The sequence below is a fragment of the Paenibacillus sp. E222 genome, from assembly GCF_013401555.1.
Lineage (GTDB): Bacteria > Bacillota > Bacilli > Paenibacillales > Paenibacillaceae > Paenibacillus.
Genome location: NZ_CP058552.1, coordinates 1,397,073 through 1,414,735, shown reverse-complemented (window position 1 = coordinate 1,414,735; position 17,663 = coordinate 1,397,073). Strand labels below are relative to the sequence as shown.

The window sequence follows — 17,663 nt, the reverse complement described above, 5'->3', positions numbered from 1 at the left end:
ATGCACCGATCCTCTGCCTCCATCCGCCATCGCGTCTTAATTTTGTTCAGATTTTGTTCAGATGCACTTCGTTAAATTAAGGACATATCTATCAAACTGAAATTAAATCACGAGGAGGAAGTAGTAGGATGAATAAAAACACCGTATTATATGACAAATTTTTCAAAGTAGCACTTGCTACAACGATTGCAACAAGCGCACTTACCGTTGTGGCACCGGACTATATAAAAGCGAGTGAGAATGGGGAAACGTTTACAGATATCAAAGCTGCTTCGGATTATTATGAATATGTGAATGAATTATTTGAGCGTGGTTTTGTTAGTGGTTATAAAGATGGTTCATTCAAACCAGGAGGATTGTTAACACGAGCAGAAGCCTCAAAAATTCTGGCACTCAATCTAGGCTTAAATGTTACCAAATCTTTTAATCCTACGTTTAAGGATGTTTCAACGAGTGACTGGGCATACCCGTACATAGAAGCATTAAAAGAAGCAGGTGTTATCGATGGCTTTCAGGATGGGACATTTAAACCGAACTCACCTATTACACGAAATCAAATGGCAAAAATTATTGTCAATGGCTATGGTCTAGAACCCGCCAAAGAAATTAATTTACCATTTACGGATACACAATTAAAAAATAATTGGGCCGCTCCATATATTCAAACCTTATATGATCTAGGTATTACAACCGGACAATCCGCCCTAAAATATGGTGGAATTTCGACACTAACTCGCGGAGATATGGCAGCATTTACAATAAGATCCGAGAAAACAACAGATTATCGTGATAACCGCCAACCAGATGAGAAAATTATTTCTGAAATTAGCGGCAATAAAATGACTATGGGTGGTCAGGTATTTTACATCAAAAAAGAGCTCCAGCCATTACTTCATTCAAAAAATTTAGCAGCGTTGAATGAGGCAAATTTAGATTTTATCAAAATTGGCACAAAAATTATCGGTATTCGTAACCTGGAATTGACCAATGGAGGAACTATTGATAACCCGCTAACATTGGATTTGGCTGGAGGTACTGTCGAAGCCAATATAACCATTGCAGGCGATTATATTAAGCTGGCAAATGCTAATATTACTGGTGATATTACGGTTAAAAAAGGTGACCAAAAGCAAATTGAATTAAATGGGCTTGCATTAAACGGAAACTTGATCATTGAAGGGGAAGCAAAGCGTGAGCAGAAATCAGTTATTAAGCTTACGAACACAACAGTAGATGAAATTGTTGTGAATCGTGACAACACTGAAATTGTCACGAACAAGGCTACACCATCTATTAAGGTTGGTAATAATGTATCAGGTATCGAAGTTGCCGGTAAAATTAATTCAATCCATTTTAATGGGAATCAGAACGTAGTCGTCAAAGGACAGCTTGAAACAAACCATTTAACAATTGAAACGCCAATAAAAGTAACGCTTGAAAACAAAGCCCAACTGTCGACAGTAGAAACGAAACAATACGGAAGTCAACTGATTGTCCCAAAAGACACTACAATTGATACTTTAATTAAGCCAGTAAATATAAAGCCTGAGGAAGCTGTAAAATACCCGGGAGGTATATCTTCAGCAATAAAAAATGTGACGAATACCGCGCAGGTAGAACGCTCTACCCCCCCGATAACTCCAACAACACCGACTGCGCCTTCGAGTGGAGGCGGATCTAACGGTGGCGGATCAACAGACGGTGGAAACAATGGGGGCACACCGAATCCATTTGTTTCACAAACTTTAAAAGCCAATAATATTGAAGATACAGACAACGAAGATCCACTTGCTGTAGGCATGATTGGTACAACAGTTACATCAAGTAATGGAACGGTCGCAACCGCTACCTTAAAGGATGGAGAGATCGTCATCACATCCAAAGGTCCGGGTACAGCTACTATTTCGATTAAAGAAGATGCACCTTCCTTAAAGGAAGCACAAATTATCGTAACAGTGGATGCTAGTGGTAAAATGACACATACGATTAAACGCCCTGTAGAGGTAATGCAAGATAAAATCAATGCAACACCAGCACCCGGTGCAGATGATTTAGTAAAACTATTTGAAGGTATTGATATTAAAGGTGTTACTCCAGAAAATATCACAGATGTAACAACCGCAGTGAAAAAAGCGATTGCTGAAAAAGGGAAGCCTTTAACAGAGAATGAATTAAAGTTAGTAGTCGATACGGCATTGCTCCCTTCACTTATTAAAAAAGAAAACCCAAGCTTAGAGCAGGTGTCCACTCCGCTTGATTTAGTTACAGTGGGACCGAATGGTACAAGCTTTAAATGGGATTCAGCTACAAAAGTGGGCGACCATAACGCAAGCATTGATCTTTCAACAGGAAACGTAATGCAAGATGATGCGGATAATGAGAATGATCAACTTTTGTTAAAGGTTACAGCAACGAATGGAAATGCAATCAAGGAGACTTCCATCGAAACTACAGTGTTAGAATCGAAAAAGCCTTACCTAGTGAGTGCCATTTTAAATGATATCGATAAAGACGGAGATTCTTCACCAGGAGATACAATTACATTCAAATTTAGTGAACCCGTTCGATATAGCGGGAATACAGAGGATCACAGTATTGATGAGCATCTTTTTGGGAAAGATTTCGTTTTTGGGATGGGTACTGATCAATATCCAATCAAAGCGGTTTGGTCTCAGGATGGGACAAGCCTCACCATGACCATCGGTGGAGACATTACCAGCGCTAATGTTTTTAAAGTTGGCTCTGATATTTCCCTAGTGGAAGGCTCAGTAAAAGATGCAAATGGTGGTCAAAGTATAACCAATTCGGTCAAATTACAGCATGTTCCATTTGCTCATGAAATTGTTCAAAATGATTTAACAGGCGACTTTATTTGGGAGAATGGCGCAGTTGTCAGTGAAGCAGCTGGGAAAATACAAAATTCAATGACTTTCTCACAGAATGGGGAACCAGTTGAAGGCTTGGAAATCTCATACACAGATGAAGATATCGCTCAAGGTTCCATCGCATCAGGTTCATTTTCACTCAAGTCTGTAACTGTTACAAAAAGCGGTAATTCGCAAAAAGTCGCTTTTGCAGACGGGGAAACTCTTAAGGTTACCACTTCGACTGTTTTACGTGTAAAAGACAGTACGGAAGTCGTAAATAGTGTTAATCATAACTATGTGAGAGATGGTTTGGTAAAAACAATAACAGTGGATGATACCGTAACAAATCCTATTTCAGTTCCTAAAGTAGCTTTAGCAAACCCTGTTATTATTGATGGTCAGAATAAATTGGAATTTACGGCTGGAGTGGCGGTCACAGCTACTCCAAGTGAAGTTTTACTGAAAAATCTAACAGTTAAAGGTAGCTATTTAGGAACAGCACAAGATGGTGAACGTGGACCAGTTTATATAAGTGGATCTGCGGACGTTATACTTGATCATGTAACGGTGGATTTTCCAGCAGGTGGTGGTTATGGAGCTTCAGGGATTCTATTAAAAAATGCTAATGCAAAACTAGAAATAAAAGATACAACTATTTCAGTTCATTTTACGAATTCTGACAATAGTTCTTATTATGCAATTGGAGTACGAGCTGATGTAGAAGGTGCTTCAATAGACATTATTAATTCTACAATCTCATCAAATGGTGCAAACGGAGGTGCCAATGGTATTCAGACTTCCAAAGGTGCTACTGTAAATATCACTGATAGTACAATAAATGTGAAAACAAGTACTTTCCCTGGTACCGTATATGGGATTTACCTGGGAGAGGGCTCTAGTTTAACAACGAGTGGTGCTAGTGAAATTGTTATCACGGCTCCAGCCGCCAATGGATTTGGGATTGGAAATAACGTCAACTATGCAAATTTAAATATTTCAGATACTACTATATTTGATTTAGATGCTGCTGGTGCTGGAAAAACTAAAGATGCGTATGAGCATAATCCTGATGACTTGGCAGTACTTGATGAGGCACGGGCAAAAATTGATGAAAACTTAATTAAAGCCAGTAATCCAACCTTACAGGGAGTAACAGAGGCTTTAAATTTACCAACAGATGTAGATGGTGTTCTAGTCGAATGGACTGCAGATACAGTTGATGGTGCAACAGTCCATGCTGATGGAACGGTTACTAGAAGCAGCAATGACGATGCAGATGATCTGGTGACATTAACAGCTACATTTACACACAATGGGATGAAGAAAACGAAAGTTTTCCCTGTCACTATTAAGGAAAGTAAAGTTCCAACCCTTACATCAGCAGCATTAGTAGATCATAATGTTGATGGAAAAGCTAGTATGGGTGAAAGTGTTGAGCTGACATTTAGTGAACCCGTAACTTTCAGTCTACTATCTATCGGTGACCAAGAGATCGATCCGGGATCGGGAGTTTGGTCGGAAGATAAGAAAACGTTGACAGTAACATTACAAGCTGATATTACAGCGGCTGGTACAGTAACTATAAAGGTTAATAACCTAGAAGATGCTGCCCATAATACTAAGGATGAAGACGTGGTGGAATTAACCATCCGATAGGTGTAAGTGCTGCAAAAGTAATATCTGTAGCTAAGAAATGTAGCTAAAGGAAACACCCAGTCTAGGATCTTAACCTTGACTGGGTGTTTTTGATATGAATACATGTTTTAGGACCCTGATCCGTTGTTCAGATTTTGTTCAAGCGCAGTATGATAACATTCCAAAAGGAGTTGATTGAAAAAAACATTAACCCTATGATGTAAACATACATAAGAATTCACTCATATATGGAGGCATGATAGTGAAAAGGAATATCCTAATCATTTTGAGTATTATCATGCTGTTTGTTAGTGTCTTTTCACTTGGCAATTGGCATTATATTACCAGTAACCATTCCAAAATTGTACAAGATGGAACGGTAAAGATATCCACTGAGCAATTACAAAGACCGGTTAAGCTGGAAGGTAATTGGTATTTTTATCCAAATGTTTTAATTCCTTCTTTGGAACAGATCAATAACGATCAGAATAAACGAATCACACTTGATGTGCCATTTAACTGGAGAGAGTATGTAGAGCCCAACAAAGAGGGAATTTCAGTTGGGACCTATTATGTCAAGGTACATGTACCAACGGAGGGGTTCTACGGTTTGTTTATACGGACTATTCGTCAAGCGAATCGTGTGTTTATAAATGATGTAGAGGTAGGAGCAAAGGGGAAGACAAGCACAGTTTTAAGTGAATATGGGTCCGAGAATGATGATAAATATACAGTTTTTGCTCGTAGCGAAAATAAAGAACTGAATATTGTTATCCATGTAACCAACTATAATTCCCCACAGGCTGGTATTGTCTATCCTATTGAATTTGGTACGATGGAAGTCATCCAGCACCAATATCGTTGGAAAGTATTTCTAGACGCATTAGTATCTATTGGGCATGTGTTGTTCGGAATCATTTATATCTTTACATTTTTACAGAATCGTAAACGCAAAGAAGAATTATTTTTTGGTCTTTTTACCATTTCATTGGGACTGTATATGTCATTTATTAATCAAAAAGTGTTTTTCCTGTTATTTCCCGATATCTCCCCCTTCAATCAATTGCGTCTACAGCTCAGTATTATTCCGATAGCGCTACTAACTTTAACGCTGTTTATTCATTCCATGTACCCGCAAGTACAAAGAAGAAAAACAATATATATGTTTATGATTTTACTTGGGGTTGTAATTATTTTTTATGGTATTTATAACCCAATTACCCAAAATCACAGAGCTTCTTCAGATTTGGAGTTGTTCCTTAGAAAAATGGCATATATCTGTGTTACGGCTCCAGTCATATTCTATAATCTATGGACTCTTATTAAAGTAATGTTACATCACCTTGAAGGCGTTCGTTATGTTCTAATCGTGATTTCGGCTATTAGTTGTTATACCATTTTACTGACTTTTAACTTTATAATGGGCGTTCCCATAGATTACACAGAATTCGCATTATTTTTACTAATATTATTCGGATTTGCTTCGTTATTAAATTCCCGTGCAAACCAGACTATTTTAAAAATCCAGGCCTTATCAGAGGAATTGCTCACACATAATCAAATGAAGGATATATTTTTACTGAAAACTTCTCATGAATTACGGACACCCCTTAACGGTATTTTAAATTTATCAAAGTCCTTAATGGAAGGAGCTCAAGGCCCTCTAAAACGGACTCAACAGGAGCAAGTCATTTTAATTCATAGTGTGACTCAGCGTTTAGGACATTTAGTAGAGGATTTGTTGTTCTCTTCGAATCAAATGACAGGAGAAGTAAGGGTTGCCCCTTCTAGTGTTTCACCCTCTGTTATTACGGAAGTTGTGTTAGAAATTCGTAGTGTGATGCCAATGAATCACCTAGTAAGTATTGATGCAGAGGTTGGTTCGAATTTACCGAATATGTACACAGACGAATTACGTTTTAAGCAGGTTCTATACAACTTGCTGCACAATGCCATTAAATATACAGAAGTTGGAGAAATCATTGTGAAAGCCTATGTCCATCAACATCAGATGGTCATCCAAGTAAGAGATACAGGCTGTGGTATTCCGGCACCAGATATAGACCGTATCTTTGATGCCTTTTATCAAGGAAATAATCATAAAAAAGAAGGGCTCGGTTTGGGATTAAGTATCACTAAAAACATTGTCGAAAAGTTAACAGGCGAGATTTATGTTACAAGTACGGTAAGAGAAGGTACTACATTTACATTTACAATGCCACTTGCTAATGGAGAGCATATGAGCATTGAGCAATCATCTACCGGGCATAGAACCAAAGAATTACAGCTTCAATTGCCACTCATGTATAAAGGAAATAATAAAAAGATACTTGTGGTGGACGATAACCATGTCAATATACAAGTTTTAGCCGAGGCGTTACGACTTAAGGGATATACTGTAATTGCAGTAGATAATGGTTTCGATGCAGTAGACTATATTAAGACGAATCAGGTAGATTGTATGTTAATCGATTTAATGATGAATGGAATGTCAGGTTATGAGCTGTGTAAGCAAGTACGAAAACAATATGATATGTTGGAACTACCGATTATTATCTTAACAGCAATCATGAAGCATTCTGATTTAGTGTTATCTTTACAAGTTGGTGCAAATGATTACTTACAAAAACCTATTTTAATGGATAAACTATTTATTCGTATTGAATCTCTGTTAGCCATCCGTCAATCTTCAATTGATGCAATTGAAGTAGAACTGAATTATTTGTATTCACAGGTCACACCGCATTTTGTCTACAACACGCTGAATACAATTATTGGTTTAAGCTATACGGATATGAACAACACACGAGAAGCACTCTACTGTCTTGCAACCTACTTCCGTGCCAAACTCAATGTCCATTACCGAAATAGCTTTGTCTCTGTCGAAGAAGAGGTAGAGCTTGTCAAGGCATACTTATATATTGAAAAGATGCGTTTTGGTGATCGTTTAAATATTAAATATGATATTGACGAGTCCATTCAATTTATGATTCCAGCACTCTCCATTCAGCCATTAGTTGAAAATGCTGTTTTCCATGGGATCTCTAAGAAACAAGAAGGCGGTACAATTGAGGTAAGTATTCAACGGGAAGGCCAATTTGTCCGAATTAAAATCTATGATAATGGTGTAGGTATTCCTGAGGAAAAACTTCAGAAGCTGATTAATGAAGAAAGCACACGTATTGGTTTTATGAATCCATTAAAGAAATTCAAATTAATGAAAAATGCAAGTTTACGTCTATACAGCGAGGAAGGAAAGGGAACAACTATTGTCGTTTTATTACCAGAGGGTGGTGGAGCATGAACATAATTATTGTTGATGATGAAAAAATGGCAATCGATGTATTAAGTATTATGATTAAACGGCTAACGCAATTCCAGGTTTCAATCCAAGGGACATTTACAAATGCAGTAGATGCCCTTGGTTTTCTGGAGAAAGAGGCCATTGAACTTGTATTCCTGGATATCGAAATGATCGATGTGCACGGTATGCAAATAGCTAGACAAATGTTACAAAAACACCCCTCCTTACAAATCATTTTTGTGACAGCACATTCGCAATTTGCAGTGGATGCTTTTGAAGTAGAGGCTACCGATTATTTATTAAAGCCCGTACATGAAAAGCGCTTGATTAAAGCGCTAACAAAAGCACAGAAAAAATCGCAATTACAAGTTAAGGTGCCCCCTATGAATAAAAAAAGCCTGTTCTACGCTCATACTTTAGGCAGTTTTTATCTGCTTGATCCTCAGCAAGAGGTAGTAAAATGGCGTACAAGGAAAGTACGCGAACTTTTTTTATTCTTATTATTTAATCAAAAAAGACCAATGTCAAATGCCATCATCTCAGAAGAGCTATGGATAAATTTGGACTTTGAAAAGGCCTCAAGTAATTTACATACCTCCATTTATCAATTGAGAAAGCTTTTAAAAGAAAAGGGAATACAAGACCCGATTCAATTAGTGAATAATCACTACCAACTAAATGCTGAAATTGAAAGTGATTATGAGGAGCTCATTCAATTGCTCGAACGGGAAAAACATGATGAAAAATCTATTCAACAGTTAATGAATTGCTATGAGGGAGATTATTTAGTGGAGGAAGATTATTTATGGGCTGTTCAAATAAGACTCCGGTTAAAGCAAGGTGTACTGCATGCACTTGAACAATATGTCACTAGCACAAACTCAGTTAATTCCTTATTAAAATTCAATTCTTTACAAATGATGCTACAATTGGATGAATTCAATGAGCAATATATGTTTTTATTGTTGGAATTCTTAATTGAACAAAACAAAAAACAAGATTGTTTAAAATTCTTTGAAACTATACAAGCAAAACTAGCTGAAATTGGTCTCTCTGTTCCCGAAAGGATTCATAGAAGATATAATGAATATTTGGTCAATGTATAAATTAAAGTAAAGACCAAGATAACGATGATGTGAAAAGCTTCAATACAGGCATTGTCATAACAGATTCCCAGCCTGCTCATACCCGCTTTCATACCATACACTCTGAGTTTGCTACGGCACTCTTTGGAAGCATACTGAGCTCCACGATCCAAATGATGAGTGAGTCCAGATTCACATCTTCTCCACTCGAAAGTTCGTTAAACTAAAAAAAGCAGCTCAGTGAGCAATGCTGCATCCACAAAACTTGTTCTGGCTATAGACGAGTAAAAGGGGAGCCCCGCTATGTCTTCATGGTTGGGGCTCCCCTTTTGTTATAGATATGGTTATCTTATTTCTGTGCCGCAGCCTCAATGTCTGCATAAGCCCAGTGTGTTGCAGGTACGTCTGTAAAAGTTGGCGTAGTTACGCCTGCTGCCGGCGTCCGTTTGAACAGTACATTTAGCACTTTCACGGCTTCAGCACGAGTCAGTTGGCTGTCCGGTTTAAATGTACCATCGTTATATCCGGTCATCAGGCCAGCCGATTGTACGTAGGCAATTGCATCAGAAGCCCAAAGGTCAGCGGACACATCTGTAAATCCAGCACCACCTGTTGCTTGTGTTGTGCTGCTTGTTGCGTCTGCGCTTTGTTTCTGTATCCAGCGGTATGCAATGGTCGCCATTTGTGCACGGGTAATTGAACCCTCTGGCGCAAATTGAGTGGCCTTCATACCGTTCATAATGCCTGCGGATTGCGCTTTTTCAATATCGCTTGCTGCCCAATGAGTTGCAGATACATCGTCATAGTTTACAACGTTCGCAGATGCGGTTCCCACTTCATCAGACAGATTACGAGCCAGCATTGCTGCCATTTGCGCACGGGTTACGAATGCATCCGGACGGAAATCCGCACCAAATCCGTTGATATACGGGCTGTGCGAGCCTTGAGAAGCTTTCAGTCCATCCACCACAACGAGCGTGAACGTGCTGAATTTGTTAACTGTAAACTTGATGCCTTCACTGGAATCGCTGAGATTCACCCGTTTGCCTTGAATCAACTCTTTCGTACCGTCACTGTGTTCAATGTACACAGCCAGGTTGTCCAAAGCTTGCTGGCGGGCAGCAGGGTCAGTTGGCAGACTGTCGCGCAGCGGCAATGTCAGTGTTACTTCATGGCTTTGCATATTTGTTTCGATTTCAACGGGACGAGCCAGTACTTTCACGTTTGAATTTGGAGTAATCTGTTGAATCAACTGCTCTTTCTTCGCACGTTCTTCCACTTCTTTGCGCTCGGATTCCTTCTTCAACGGAACAACGCGGAAGTACAGATCCTGGTCGAATCCGGCAATTGACTTCGTTGGAACCGAGATAATAGCGTTCTCTGTGGAAATCTCAAGGTTAAGCCCACCATCATTCAGCTGTTTCACCGCTGCTTTTGGCAGTTCAATGCGTGTCTCGGACACAGCATCTTTGGCGTCAGGGATGACAATGCGTGCCGTGTTCATGTTTAATTGCTTCGCTTTTTCCACCGATTCCTTGGCAATCGCCTCAGACATTTTCACGAGGTCCTTGATCGTGCCGTCGGCCTCGGTTGTACGTGTAATTGGCGTTTTGGTCAGGTTTGTTCCATTAACCCCGTTCACATCAACGACGATCTGTTCCTGCTTGGTTGTTGGCGTAGGTATGGAGGTTACCGGTGCAGTTGTGGACGTTCCACCACCTGTGCTTCCACCCGAGTTAGGTGTTGAACCATTACCATTACCACTACCACTACCATTTCCGTTATTGCTATCGCCATTTGCCGTGAAGACAATCTTCACCGCGCGTCCTGGCAATAAGTCACTGATGGCTTTGTGACGAACCCATACCGTTTTGTCACCGCTAAAATCAAATTTCTGCATAGAGGCAACATCAATCCAGGTCAGTTTGCCGTTAAGAGAAATCTCCATCGTGTCATCCAAGCCAATTATGGTGTTGTTGATGTCATTTCCCGTTACATTCGGGGCCGTAAAGAATCGGTTGATCACATATTGTAGATTCCCAACATCCTCGTAGCGGTCTTGTTCATTAAGCACCCATTCGGCCAGTTCTTTCTTGCCTTCCGTGCTGAGTTCAGCTCTTTTGGACAAATCAAGTTCACCTGTAAGATTGAATTTGTATTGGTCAAAGAAATTGTGTCCATTAAACTGTTCATTCATGGTTGTCTCAAGCCATTGATTCATCTGATCTATAGTCGTGGCATTCTCGATAGGTTCGAAAGGCATTGATAGCAGTGCCAGCAGAAAGCGCGGATCTGCAATCTCTACTTGAGCCTGTTTTGCAATGCGTTCCAATCCCAATAAATGCAGGTACTTAAAAGCGAAAATTGGTTTGTTTACTTCGCTTAATTGTAGATGATGATTTCCAACAAGACGAAGCATATCTGTCTCGGGGTCTTTAAAATGATCGGGTCCTTCAGACAGTTTCTGCGCAAATAGGTCCAGCTTGTCCTGAAGTACGCCCAACCCTCTCTGCTCCCAGATCAACTGAGCTTGTACAGCAAGCTCAATCATATATTGAACCTGTTCCTTACTTTCATAGTTCTTCTTGATATTATCAATCAGGAACCCAGCCACATAATCTTTGACCTGCTTAGATAAAGAACCATATTCATTGGGGAAATCAATACCTAATTCCTGGTTCTCCATAGCCAGACGCATAGCGTCTATATTTTTGTCGACCCTTGCAGTATTTACAGCAGCCAATGCATCAGCTTCATTTCCAGGGAAAAATTGATTAAACGCGTTCTGAATGGCTTCAAAGCTGGTATATCCACCAATCGGTCTCTCAGTAAGCATTTGATCAGCCAACTGCTCCTTCTGTTCTTGCGTCAGGTTATCCATTTTGCTTGTATCCAAAGCGAAGCTCGTTATCGAATTTCCTGGATTCGCTTCGTTATAAGTCAGAATATTCTCATGAATTTTATTCAATTTATCCAGTGACGTTACCATTTCCTCAGTGGTGTTTGCACGATTAATGAAAGGTGTTTCTTCCACAACTGTGTCTATATACCTCAAAACACTTGAAATGGAAGATGTTGTTTTGAGTATAAGTTCGTATAGATAAGCCGTTGTGCGTTTATCTACCTCGGAAGCAGAGCGATATGCAGCAATAAGTTGATAGAAATTAGCTTCAGCACTCGGAAAATCAAAATGATTTATTCTTTCTGCTTGCTTACTATACAGGTCATTAAGTGCAACTACTGCATTCGGTCCATCGATTTGGCGAGTCACTTCAAGAGCTGTCAGAGCTAATTGCACAAAGAACTCAACTTGCTCCTTGTTCTCATATCCTTTGCTTGTTGGCGCCTCGATATCTAATAAGTATTCTGCAATAGCCTCCTGATCTTCTGCAGGCAAAGATTCAAAATCAGGCGTTTCAATGAATTGCTTGTTACTAAGCAGCAAGATAGCTTCTTGGATAAAATCATTGCTGTTACCCCGGTCTGCTTTCTTTTTGAGCTCATTATACTGATCCAGTGCACTCAACTGCACAGTGAATTCAATGGATTGCATTTGATATGCAGCTTCCAAATATCGATCTTTAACAACGACATTGAAATAGTACGTATCGCCTTCGATTAGATTTGTAATTATTTTTGAATATGTACCAGTTGTAGATTCTGAACCATTAATAGGATCACCGTAGGAATGTCCTGATGTTCCGCTAATTTGTTGCATGTCTGTAAGATCAGGAGCATTAGATATGTAAACCTGGTAATTTACATCAGGTGGGGTAGAAGATTCGGATCGTGCATACTCCCACTGAAGTTCTATTGAGTTCTCGTCCACATACTTTATCGTTAATAGACCATTATTCCCTGGTACCGGATACGATGCCCCTGCATTTACCTTTCCAGCTGGTGCTGCCAACCATGGAGCTACCAACACCAATATGAGCAACATGCTAATTATTTTCCTGTACTGCATATAGCTTTCCTCCTTCATCTCGCTTATCTAAATATAGGCCTATTGTAGTACACAGTTCTGAACGGATTCTGAACATCCGCTCCAATAAACGGAAAAAAATCCGGCCTGTAGGTGAAAAACAGGCCGGATTTCAAATATTTTTCGTCATTATTCACCATTTTTACTGCTGCAAGTAATTATAGAGACCTACATTGCACAAAATTTAAGATAAGTTTCACGTTCTCCGCAACCCTTCACCGCTCCTTGCCACAACAAACAGGTAGACGCATCAAATCATCGTATATCCTCCATCCACAAACAATGTGCTTCCTGTCGTAAATGTATTCGTCATTAGGTACGTAACCGTATGTGCAATCTCCTCATTGTAGCCCACACGCTTGAGTACAGACAGTTTCTCATAGTCTTTGAAATGTTCGCCGCGAGGTGTACCCTCCTGTCCCTCACGCCAGATGGTTCCGGGGGATACGACATTCACGCGAACAGGCGCAAGCTCCACTGCAAGCGCTTTGCCCAGACTTTCAATTGCTCCGTTACACGCAGCGTAAGAGGCACCGCCCTCCAGTGGGCGTTGGCTAAATCCGCCCGACATTAATGTGATCGAACCCGAAGCTGATAGATATGGAGCTGCGTATTTGGCAGCAAAATATTGAGGCCAGAACTTGCCCTTGAAGCAGCTTTCGGCCGTCTCCCGATCTGAAATTAACGGGCCACGGGTGTATGCAGCTCCAGGGGTGAACAAATGATCGAACTCGCCAACCTGATTGAAAAATTGTTCGATTTGCTGTTCATCCTGATTGTCCAACATATAAACTTCGATGGACACCGCACCAGTCTTGGCTTTGCCTGCGATCTGAGCAATCTGTTCCCTCGCTTCTTCCAGCCTGATCTCCGATCGACCTGCGATAACTACATGTGCACCAGCTTCAGCAGCCTGAATTGCCGTTGCCAACCCAATCCCAGAGCTTCCTCCTATAATCACGACACGTTTATTTTCCAATGTAAATGGACTCATTCTGCATCTTCCCCTCGTATAGCTGGATCTTTCGTTTTTCTAGCATTTGTTCATTATTATTGAAAAGATTAGCCCTGAACAGTACGCAATTGGATCGTACCAGGTACGAAAATTCGTACTATGGGAACCAGATGACACAGTTATTCCTGCCCAATTCACATAGACAAACAAGCGGAACGCGAAAAAATCAGGTATGATGGAGTTACATATCGTTGTTTAAATCGAGGTGAATACTATGGATTTACAGGAACCACGGTTACAAGGTGTACTCATTACGTTGGAAGCCATTAATGGAAAATGGAAACCGCTTATTCTGTTTATTTTATTGAAGGAAGGCACGAAGCGATTTGGTGAACTAAGACGCATGATTCCCGATGTAGCGCAGGGCACGTTAACGAAACAACTTCGCGAGCTGGAACACGATCAGATTATTGTGCGCACTCTCTATGGCGATGTTCCACCGAAGGTCGAGTACAGCCTGTCCGAACACGGGCAGACGATTGGTACACTGTTGGATGGCATGTGCGGCTGGGGCAAGGCACATCTGGAATACTTGAACGGAACCAAGCAAATATTTACTGCGGAGAAATTAGTCGGGGAATCACATAACGAAGCGAAAACTGAATAAAAACTCATGCCTTCCTCTCTGTTATCAGACAGGACGCCAGTATTGCCATCTGTTATGAACAGGCTACCCCGCATAACCGAACCACAGAATGTTAAGAAATCAGACCCAATTTCAGCACTCTCGCAATATTCTCGGTTGTACGCTCCACATTCTCCGGGCCCTCACGCAGAAGTCGCTCCAGATCAGCCGCACCCGGCACAATACCGAACACCGCGTCAATGCCTTCAGTGTACAACGTATCTATCCCCTCACCAACGTAACCTGCAATGGCGATAACCGGCTTGCCTGCTTCCTTGGCAGCCCGCGCTACACCGTAAGGGGTCTTGCCAAATTTCGTTTGAAAATCAATGCCGCCTTCGCCCGTAAACACCACATCCGCATGTACCAGCTTGTCACGCAATCCAGTGTATTCAATGACAATTTCAATTCCTTTACGCAACACAGCCTGTGTAAAAATCAAAAGCCCTGCGCCCAAACCACCTGCCGCACCTGCACCCGGCACATCACGTATATCCTTGTGCAGCTGCTGCTTCACCACATCCGCATAATGGGAAAGATTCGCATCCAGCACCTGCACCATCTCCAGTGTAGCCCCCTTCTGCGGCCCAAACACCCGTGAAGCGCCATGATCTCCGCATAACGGATTAGTTACGTCACAGGCGACAATGAGCTCCACATCTCTCAATCGCTCATCCAAGCCGGACACATCGATATGCGCCAATTGGTCAAGCGCGCCGCCTCCGCGTGCAAGTGGCTGTCCGTGCGCATCCAGAAACGTCGCGCCAAGCGCTTCGGCCATGCCTGTACCGCCATCGTTGGTCGCACTGCCACCGATTCCGATAATGATTTTGCGAATACCCCGATCCAGACACACCCGAATCAGCTCTCCCGTGCCATAGGTTGACGTGCGAAGTGGGTTCCGGGTTTCCTTGGTCACCAGATGAATGCCGCTCGCTGATGCCATCTCAATCGCCGCGGTTAACCCATCGCCCAGAATGCCATATTGCGCTAGTACAGGCTGTCCCAGTGGCCCGCTTACCTCTCTCTGGTGAATTACACCGCCAGAAGCATCCACCAGCGACTGCACGGTCCCTTCGCCTCCGTCAGCCATCGGTACATGAACATAGTTGGCGGCTGGGTAGATTTTACGCAATCCTTTTTCCATCGCCACACATACTTCTTTCGCTGTCATGCTCTCTTTAAATGAATCCGGTGCCAGTACAAATGTCGTCTCTCTCATCTTCTCCCACCCCATCCGTGTTATTAAAGGATAGACCCTACTTGTTGAACACGCTTTCATTATAGTTGCTGGTGAGCCAAATAAATATTGATGAACTGACGAAATTCATTGTGCATATGCACAATGAATAGTGGCAGGACCGAATATCCTGCCACCGTTACACTATCGTGCTTTGCTGCTTCCTAGAGAAGCACACGGTGTTCCATTATATTTTTCATACTAATATGGGATTTGGATGGACCAAGCTTCACAAGCGAGTCCTGGAACTCAGCAAGCTCTTCAATGGTTGCCGTCTGTACCTTGATCAGATAGTTGTACTCACCGCTAATCCGATATAAATCCGTGACCTCAACAGCCTGTTCACAGAAGTGAACGAATTCCTCACAATGCTCTGTCTTAAGCAAAATAAAAGTCGTTGTTCCACGATTTAGTTTGGCCAGATTATAGATGGTTGAATAGCCCGATATGACCCCATTTTCCTCCAGTTTGAGAATTCTCTCCTTGACCGAAGGTTGGGACATATTCACCTCTTTGCTAATCTGTACAATCGGCATGCGTGCATGGTGCTGCAGCAAGCGCATAATCTGCTGGTCGATCTCATCTATAACATAACCCATTTATAGTCCCTCCCGAGAATCAGGCTAATTTAATAAGTTTTTTGGGTTAAAAGAGCTCATAAATTACAACTCTTACTCCATTATATCCTTTGATATCGCATGGTTCCAATGCAGCGTTCCCTTTATACTTTAGAAAACAATCTGAAGAAGGAGTGACGAGCATGAGTGTAAATGGACTTGCTCACGTAGCTATTCAAGCACGTAATTATGAGGATACCCTCTCATTCTATACCGATGTATTAGGATTTAAAGTTGGTCACTCTTGGAGTCTGCCGGTCTTCCAAATTACCGAGGCATGTATGCTGATCTCACCGGATCAACGGACCTGCATTGAACTGTTTGACCCCGGAGCCGTAATCGCGGCCGAAGGCGAACCAGCAGACTCTCCCGAAGCAGTTAAACATGGGGCATTGCTGCATTTCGCCTTTTACGTAGATAATGTGGAAAAGATCTACGAGCAAGCGCTTGCTCATGGTGCTAAACCTTATGTTCAACCCGATTGGATCTCACTTGGTGAACCCCCGCTTCAAGTTCGAAATGCGGTTGTGCACAGTCCGAATGGTGAAGTCATTGAATTCCTCGAAGAGGTTGATTTTGATCGTTCATCCACACCATCGATCTAGCGTTACACAAGCCGAACAGCCTGTTGCCCGCAAATCCGTGGCGGCAGGCTGTTTTATACTATGTTTTTTGAGCGATAGGAAAGCGAGCATATTAGCATATGACATACTCCTTGCCCTCATTCCCCCTCTTCAATTCCCGGTTTATACTCCCGTAACTTCCCTTCATATACCAGCTGCAGTTGTTCACTTTGGCGAAAATCATCCGGGGTCACCAGCGCAGGCAGCTTGTTCCACAGCTTGATGCCTGAACGTTGTAGAATCTCGGCAACAAATTGCGAGCAAAAGTAGGAGTTGCTGAACTCCACTGGCTCCTTCAACGTAATGCCAATCACACCAAGCAGATTGTACATATATTTCTGGCGGCTGCGGATGAAGATGTTCAGCACCCGTTTCATTTTTTCCACTTCACGCTCCGTCACCTGAAGCTCATAAATCACACATGTGGTATTTGGATACTTACTGTATGTACCTGTCTGAATATCTTCCTTCACGAACCCGCCGTTCAGCGGATTGCTGGGATGCTTGCGACCAAAGCTGTACAGCTCGGATAATTCTCGGTCAAATGAGATGGAGGCATGATTGTATGGTGCTCTGGTGTAACTCTGAATGACTTTGGTAAACAATGTTCCCGTATTCGTAAGCAGGATATAAATGGAGCGTGTTTCTGTCATAACTAAATTTCCCC

General features: G+C 41.7%; 10 protein-coding genes. 5 read left to right on the top strand and 5 right to left on the bottom strand.

All coding sequences use genetic code 11. The annotated features are described in order from the left end of the window. The first annotated feature begins 128 nt into the window (after positions 1–128). The 3 genes from HW560_RS06375 (at position 129) to HW560_RS06365 (ending at position 8,912) form a co-directional block, all read left to right on the top strand. On the top strand, positions 129–4,523 hold the full coding sequence (locus HW560_RS06375; protein WP_179262420.1) for an S-layer homology domain-containing protein: 4,395 nt from the start codon (positions 129–131) through the stop codon (positions 4,521–4,523). A gap of 241 nt (positions 4,524–4,764) precedes the next feature. Continuing rightward, positions 4,765–7,806 (top strand): sensor histidine kinase, encoded by a 3,042-nt coding sequence (locus HW560_RS06370; RefSeq protein WP_090902929.1) that lies wholly within the window; start codon positions 4,765–4,767, stop codon positions 7,804–7,806. After that, positions 7,803–8,912: a response regulator gene (locus HW560_RS06365; protein ID WP_090902927.1), complete on the top strand. Its 1,110-nt coding sequence runs from the start codon at positions 7,803–7,805 to the stop codon at positions 8,910–8,912. The genes HW560_RS06370 and HW560_RS06365 overlap by 4 nt, the downstream gene beginning before the upstream one ends. A 328-nt stretch (positions 8,913–9,240) precedes the next feature. Here the strand turns inward: HW560_RS06365 and HW560_RS06355 are convergent, their stop codons facing one another. Then, positions 9,241–12,858, bottom strand: coding sequence for a DUF4073 domain-containing protein (locus HW560_RS06355; RefSeq protein ID WP_179262416.1), 3,618 nt, complete (start codon positions 12,856–12,858; stop codon positions 9,241–9,243). Between the two features lie 268 nt (positions 12,859–13,126). Next, complete coding sequence (locus HW560_RS06350) at positions 13,127–13,870, bottom strand: SDR family oxidoreductase (RefSeq protein ID WP_090902923.1); 744 nt, start codon at positions 13,868–13,870, stop codon at positions 13,127–13,129. A 235-nt stretch (positions 13,871–14,105) separates the two neighbouring features. Between HW560_RS06350 and HW560_RS06345 the strand changes: the two genes are divergently transcribed. Then, positions 14,106–14,498, top strand: a complete 393-nt coding sequence (locus tag HW560_RS06345; RefSeq protein WP_090902921.1) for a winged helix-turn-helix transcriptional regulator — start codon at positions 14,106–14,108, stop codon at positions 14,496–14,498. Positions 14,499–14,589: 91 nt separating this feature from the next. Here the strand turns inward: HW560_RS06345 and HW560_RS06340 are convergent, their stop codons facing one another. Together HW560_RS06340 and HW560_RS06335 are read right to left on the bottom strand one after the other, a co-directional pair. Continuing rightward, complete coding sequence (locus HW560_RS06340) at positions 14,590–15,738, bottom strand: glycerate kinase (RefSeq protein WP_179262414.1); 1,149 nt, start codon at positions 15,736–15,738, stop codon at positions 14,590–14,592. A gap of 182 nt (positions 15,739–15,920) precedes the next feature. Next, positions 15,921–16,355: an Lrp/AsnC family transcriptional regulator gene (locus HW560_RS06335; protein ID WP_179262412.1), complete on the bottom strand. Its 435-nt coding sequence runs from the start codon at positions 16,353–16,355 to the stop codon at positions 15,921–15,923. Between the two features lie 161 nt (positions 16,356–16,516). On the opposite strand from HW560_RS06335, the gene HW560_RS06330 reads away from it, so the two are divergent. Further along, a complete protein-coding gene (locus tag HW560_RS06330; RefSeq protein ID WP_179262410.1) occupies positions 16,517–16,978 on the top strand; it encodes a VOC family protein in 462 nt (153 codons plus the stop codon). A gap of 116 nt (positions 16,979–17,094) precedes the next feature. Here HW560_RS06330 and HW560_RS06325 read toward each other — a convergent pair whose 3' ends face one another. After that, positions 17,095–17,649, bottom strand: coding sequence for a hypothetical protein (locus HW560_RS06325; RefSeq protein WP_179262408.1), 555 nt, complete (start codon positions 17,647–17,649; stop codon positions 17,095–17,097). Positions 17,650–17,663: the final 14 nt, after the last annotated feature.

What these genes read in the sequence shown, in the direction of transcription:
- HW560_RS06375 (WP_179262420.1), top strand. Translation starts at nt 129, where the DNA reads ATGAATAAAAACACCGTATTATATGACAAATTTTTCAAAGTAGCACTT.
- HW560_RS06365 (WP_090902927.1), top strand. Translation starts at nt 7,803, where the DNA reads ATGAACATAATTATTGTTGATGATGAAAAAATGGCAATCGATGTATTA.
- HW560_RS06355 (WP_179262416.1), bottom strand. Translation starts at nt 12,858, where the DNA reads ATGCAGTACAGGAAAATAATTAGCATGTTGCTCATATTGGTGTTGGTA.
- HW560_RS06350 (WP_090902923.1), bottom strand. Translation starts at nt 13,870, where the DNA reads ATGAGTCCATTTACATTGGAAAATAAACGTGTCGTGATTATAGGAGGA.
- HW560_RS06345 (WP_090902921.1), top strand. Translation starts at nt 14,106, where the DNA reads ATGGATTTACAGGAACCACGGTTACAAGGTGTACTCATTACGTTGGAA.
- HW560_RS06340 (WP_179262414.1), bottom strand. Translation starts at nt 15,738, where the DNA reads ATGAGAGAGACGACATTTGTACTGGCACCGGATTCATTTAAAGAGAGC.
- HW560_RS06335 (WP_179262412.1), bottom strand. Translation starts at nt 16,355, where the DNA reads ATGGGTTATGTTATAGATGAGATCGACCAGCAGATTATGCGCTTGCTG.
- HW560_RS06330 (WP_179262410.1), top strand. Translation starts at nt 16,517, where the DNA reads ATGAGTGTAAATGGACTTGCTCACGTAGCTATTCAAGCACGTAATTAT.
- HW560_RS06325 (WP_179262408.1), bottom strand. Translation starts at nt 17,649, where the DNA reads ATGACAGAAACACGCTCCATTTATATCCTGCTTACGAATACGGGAACA.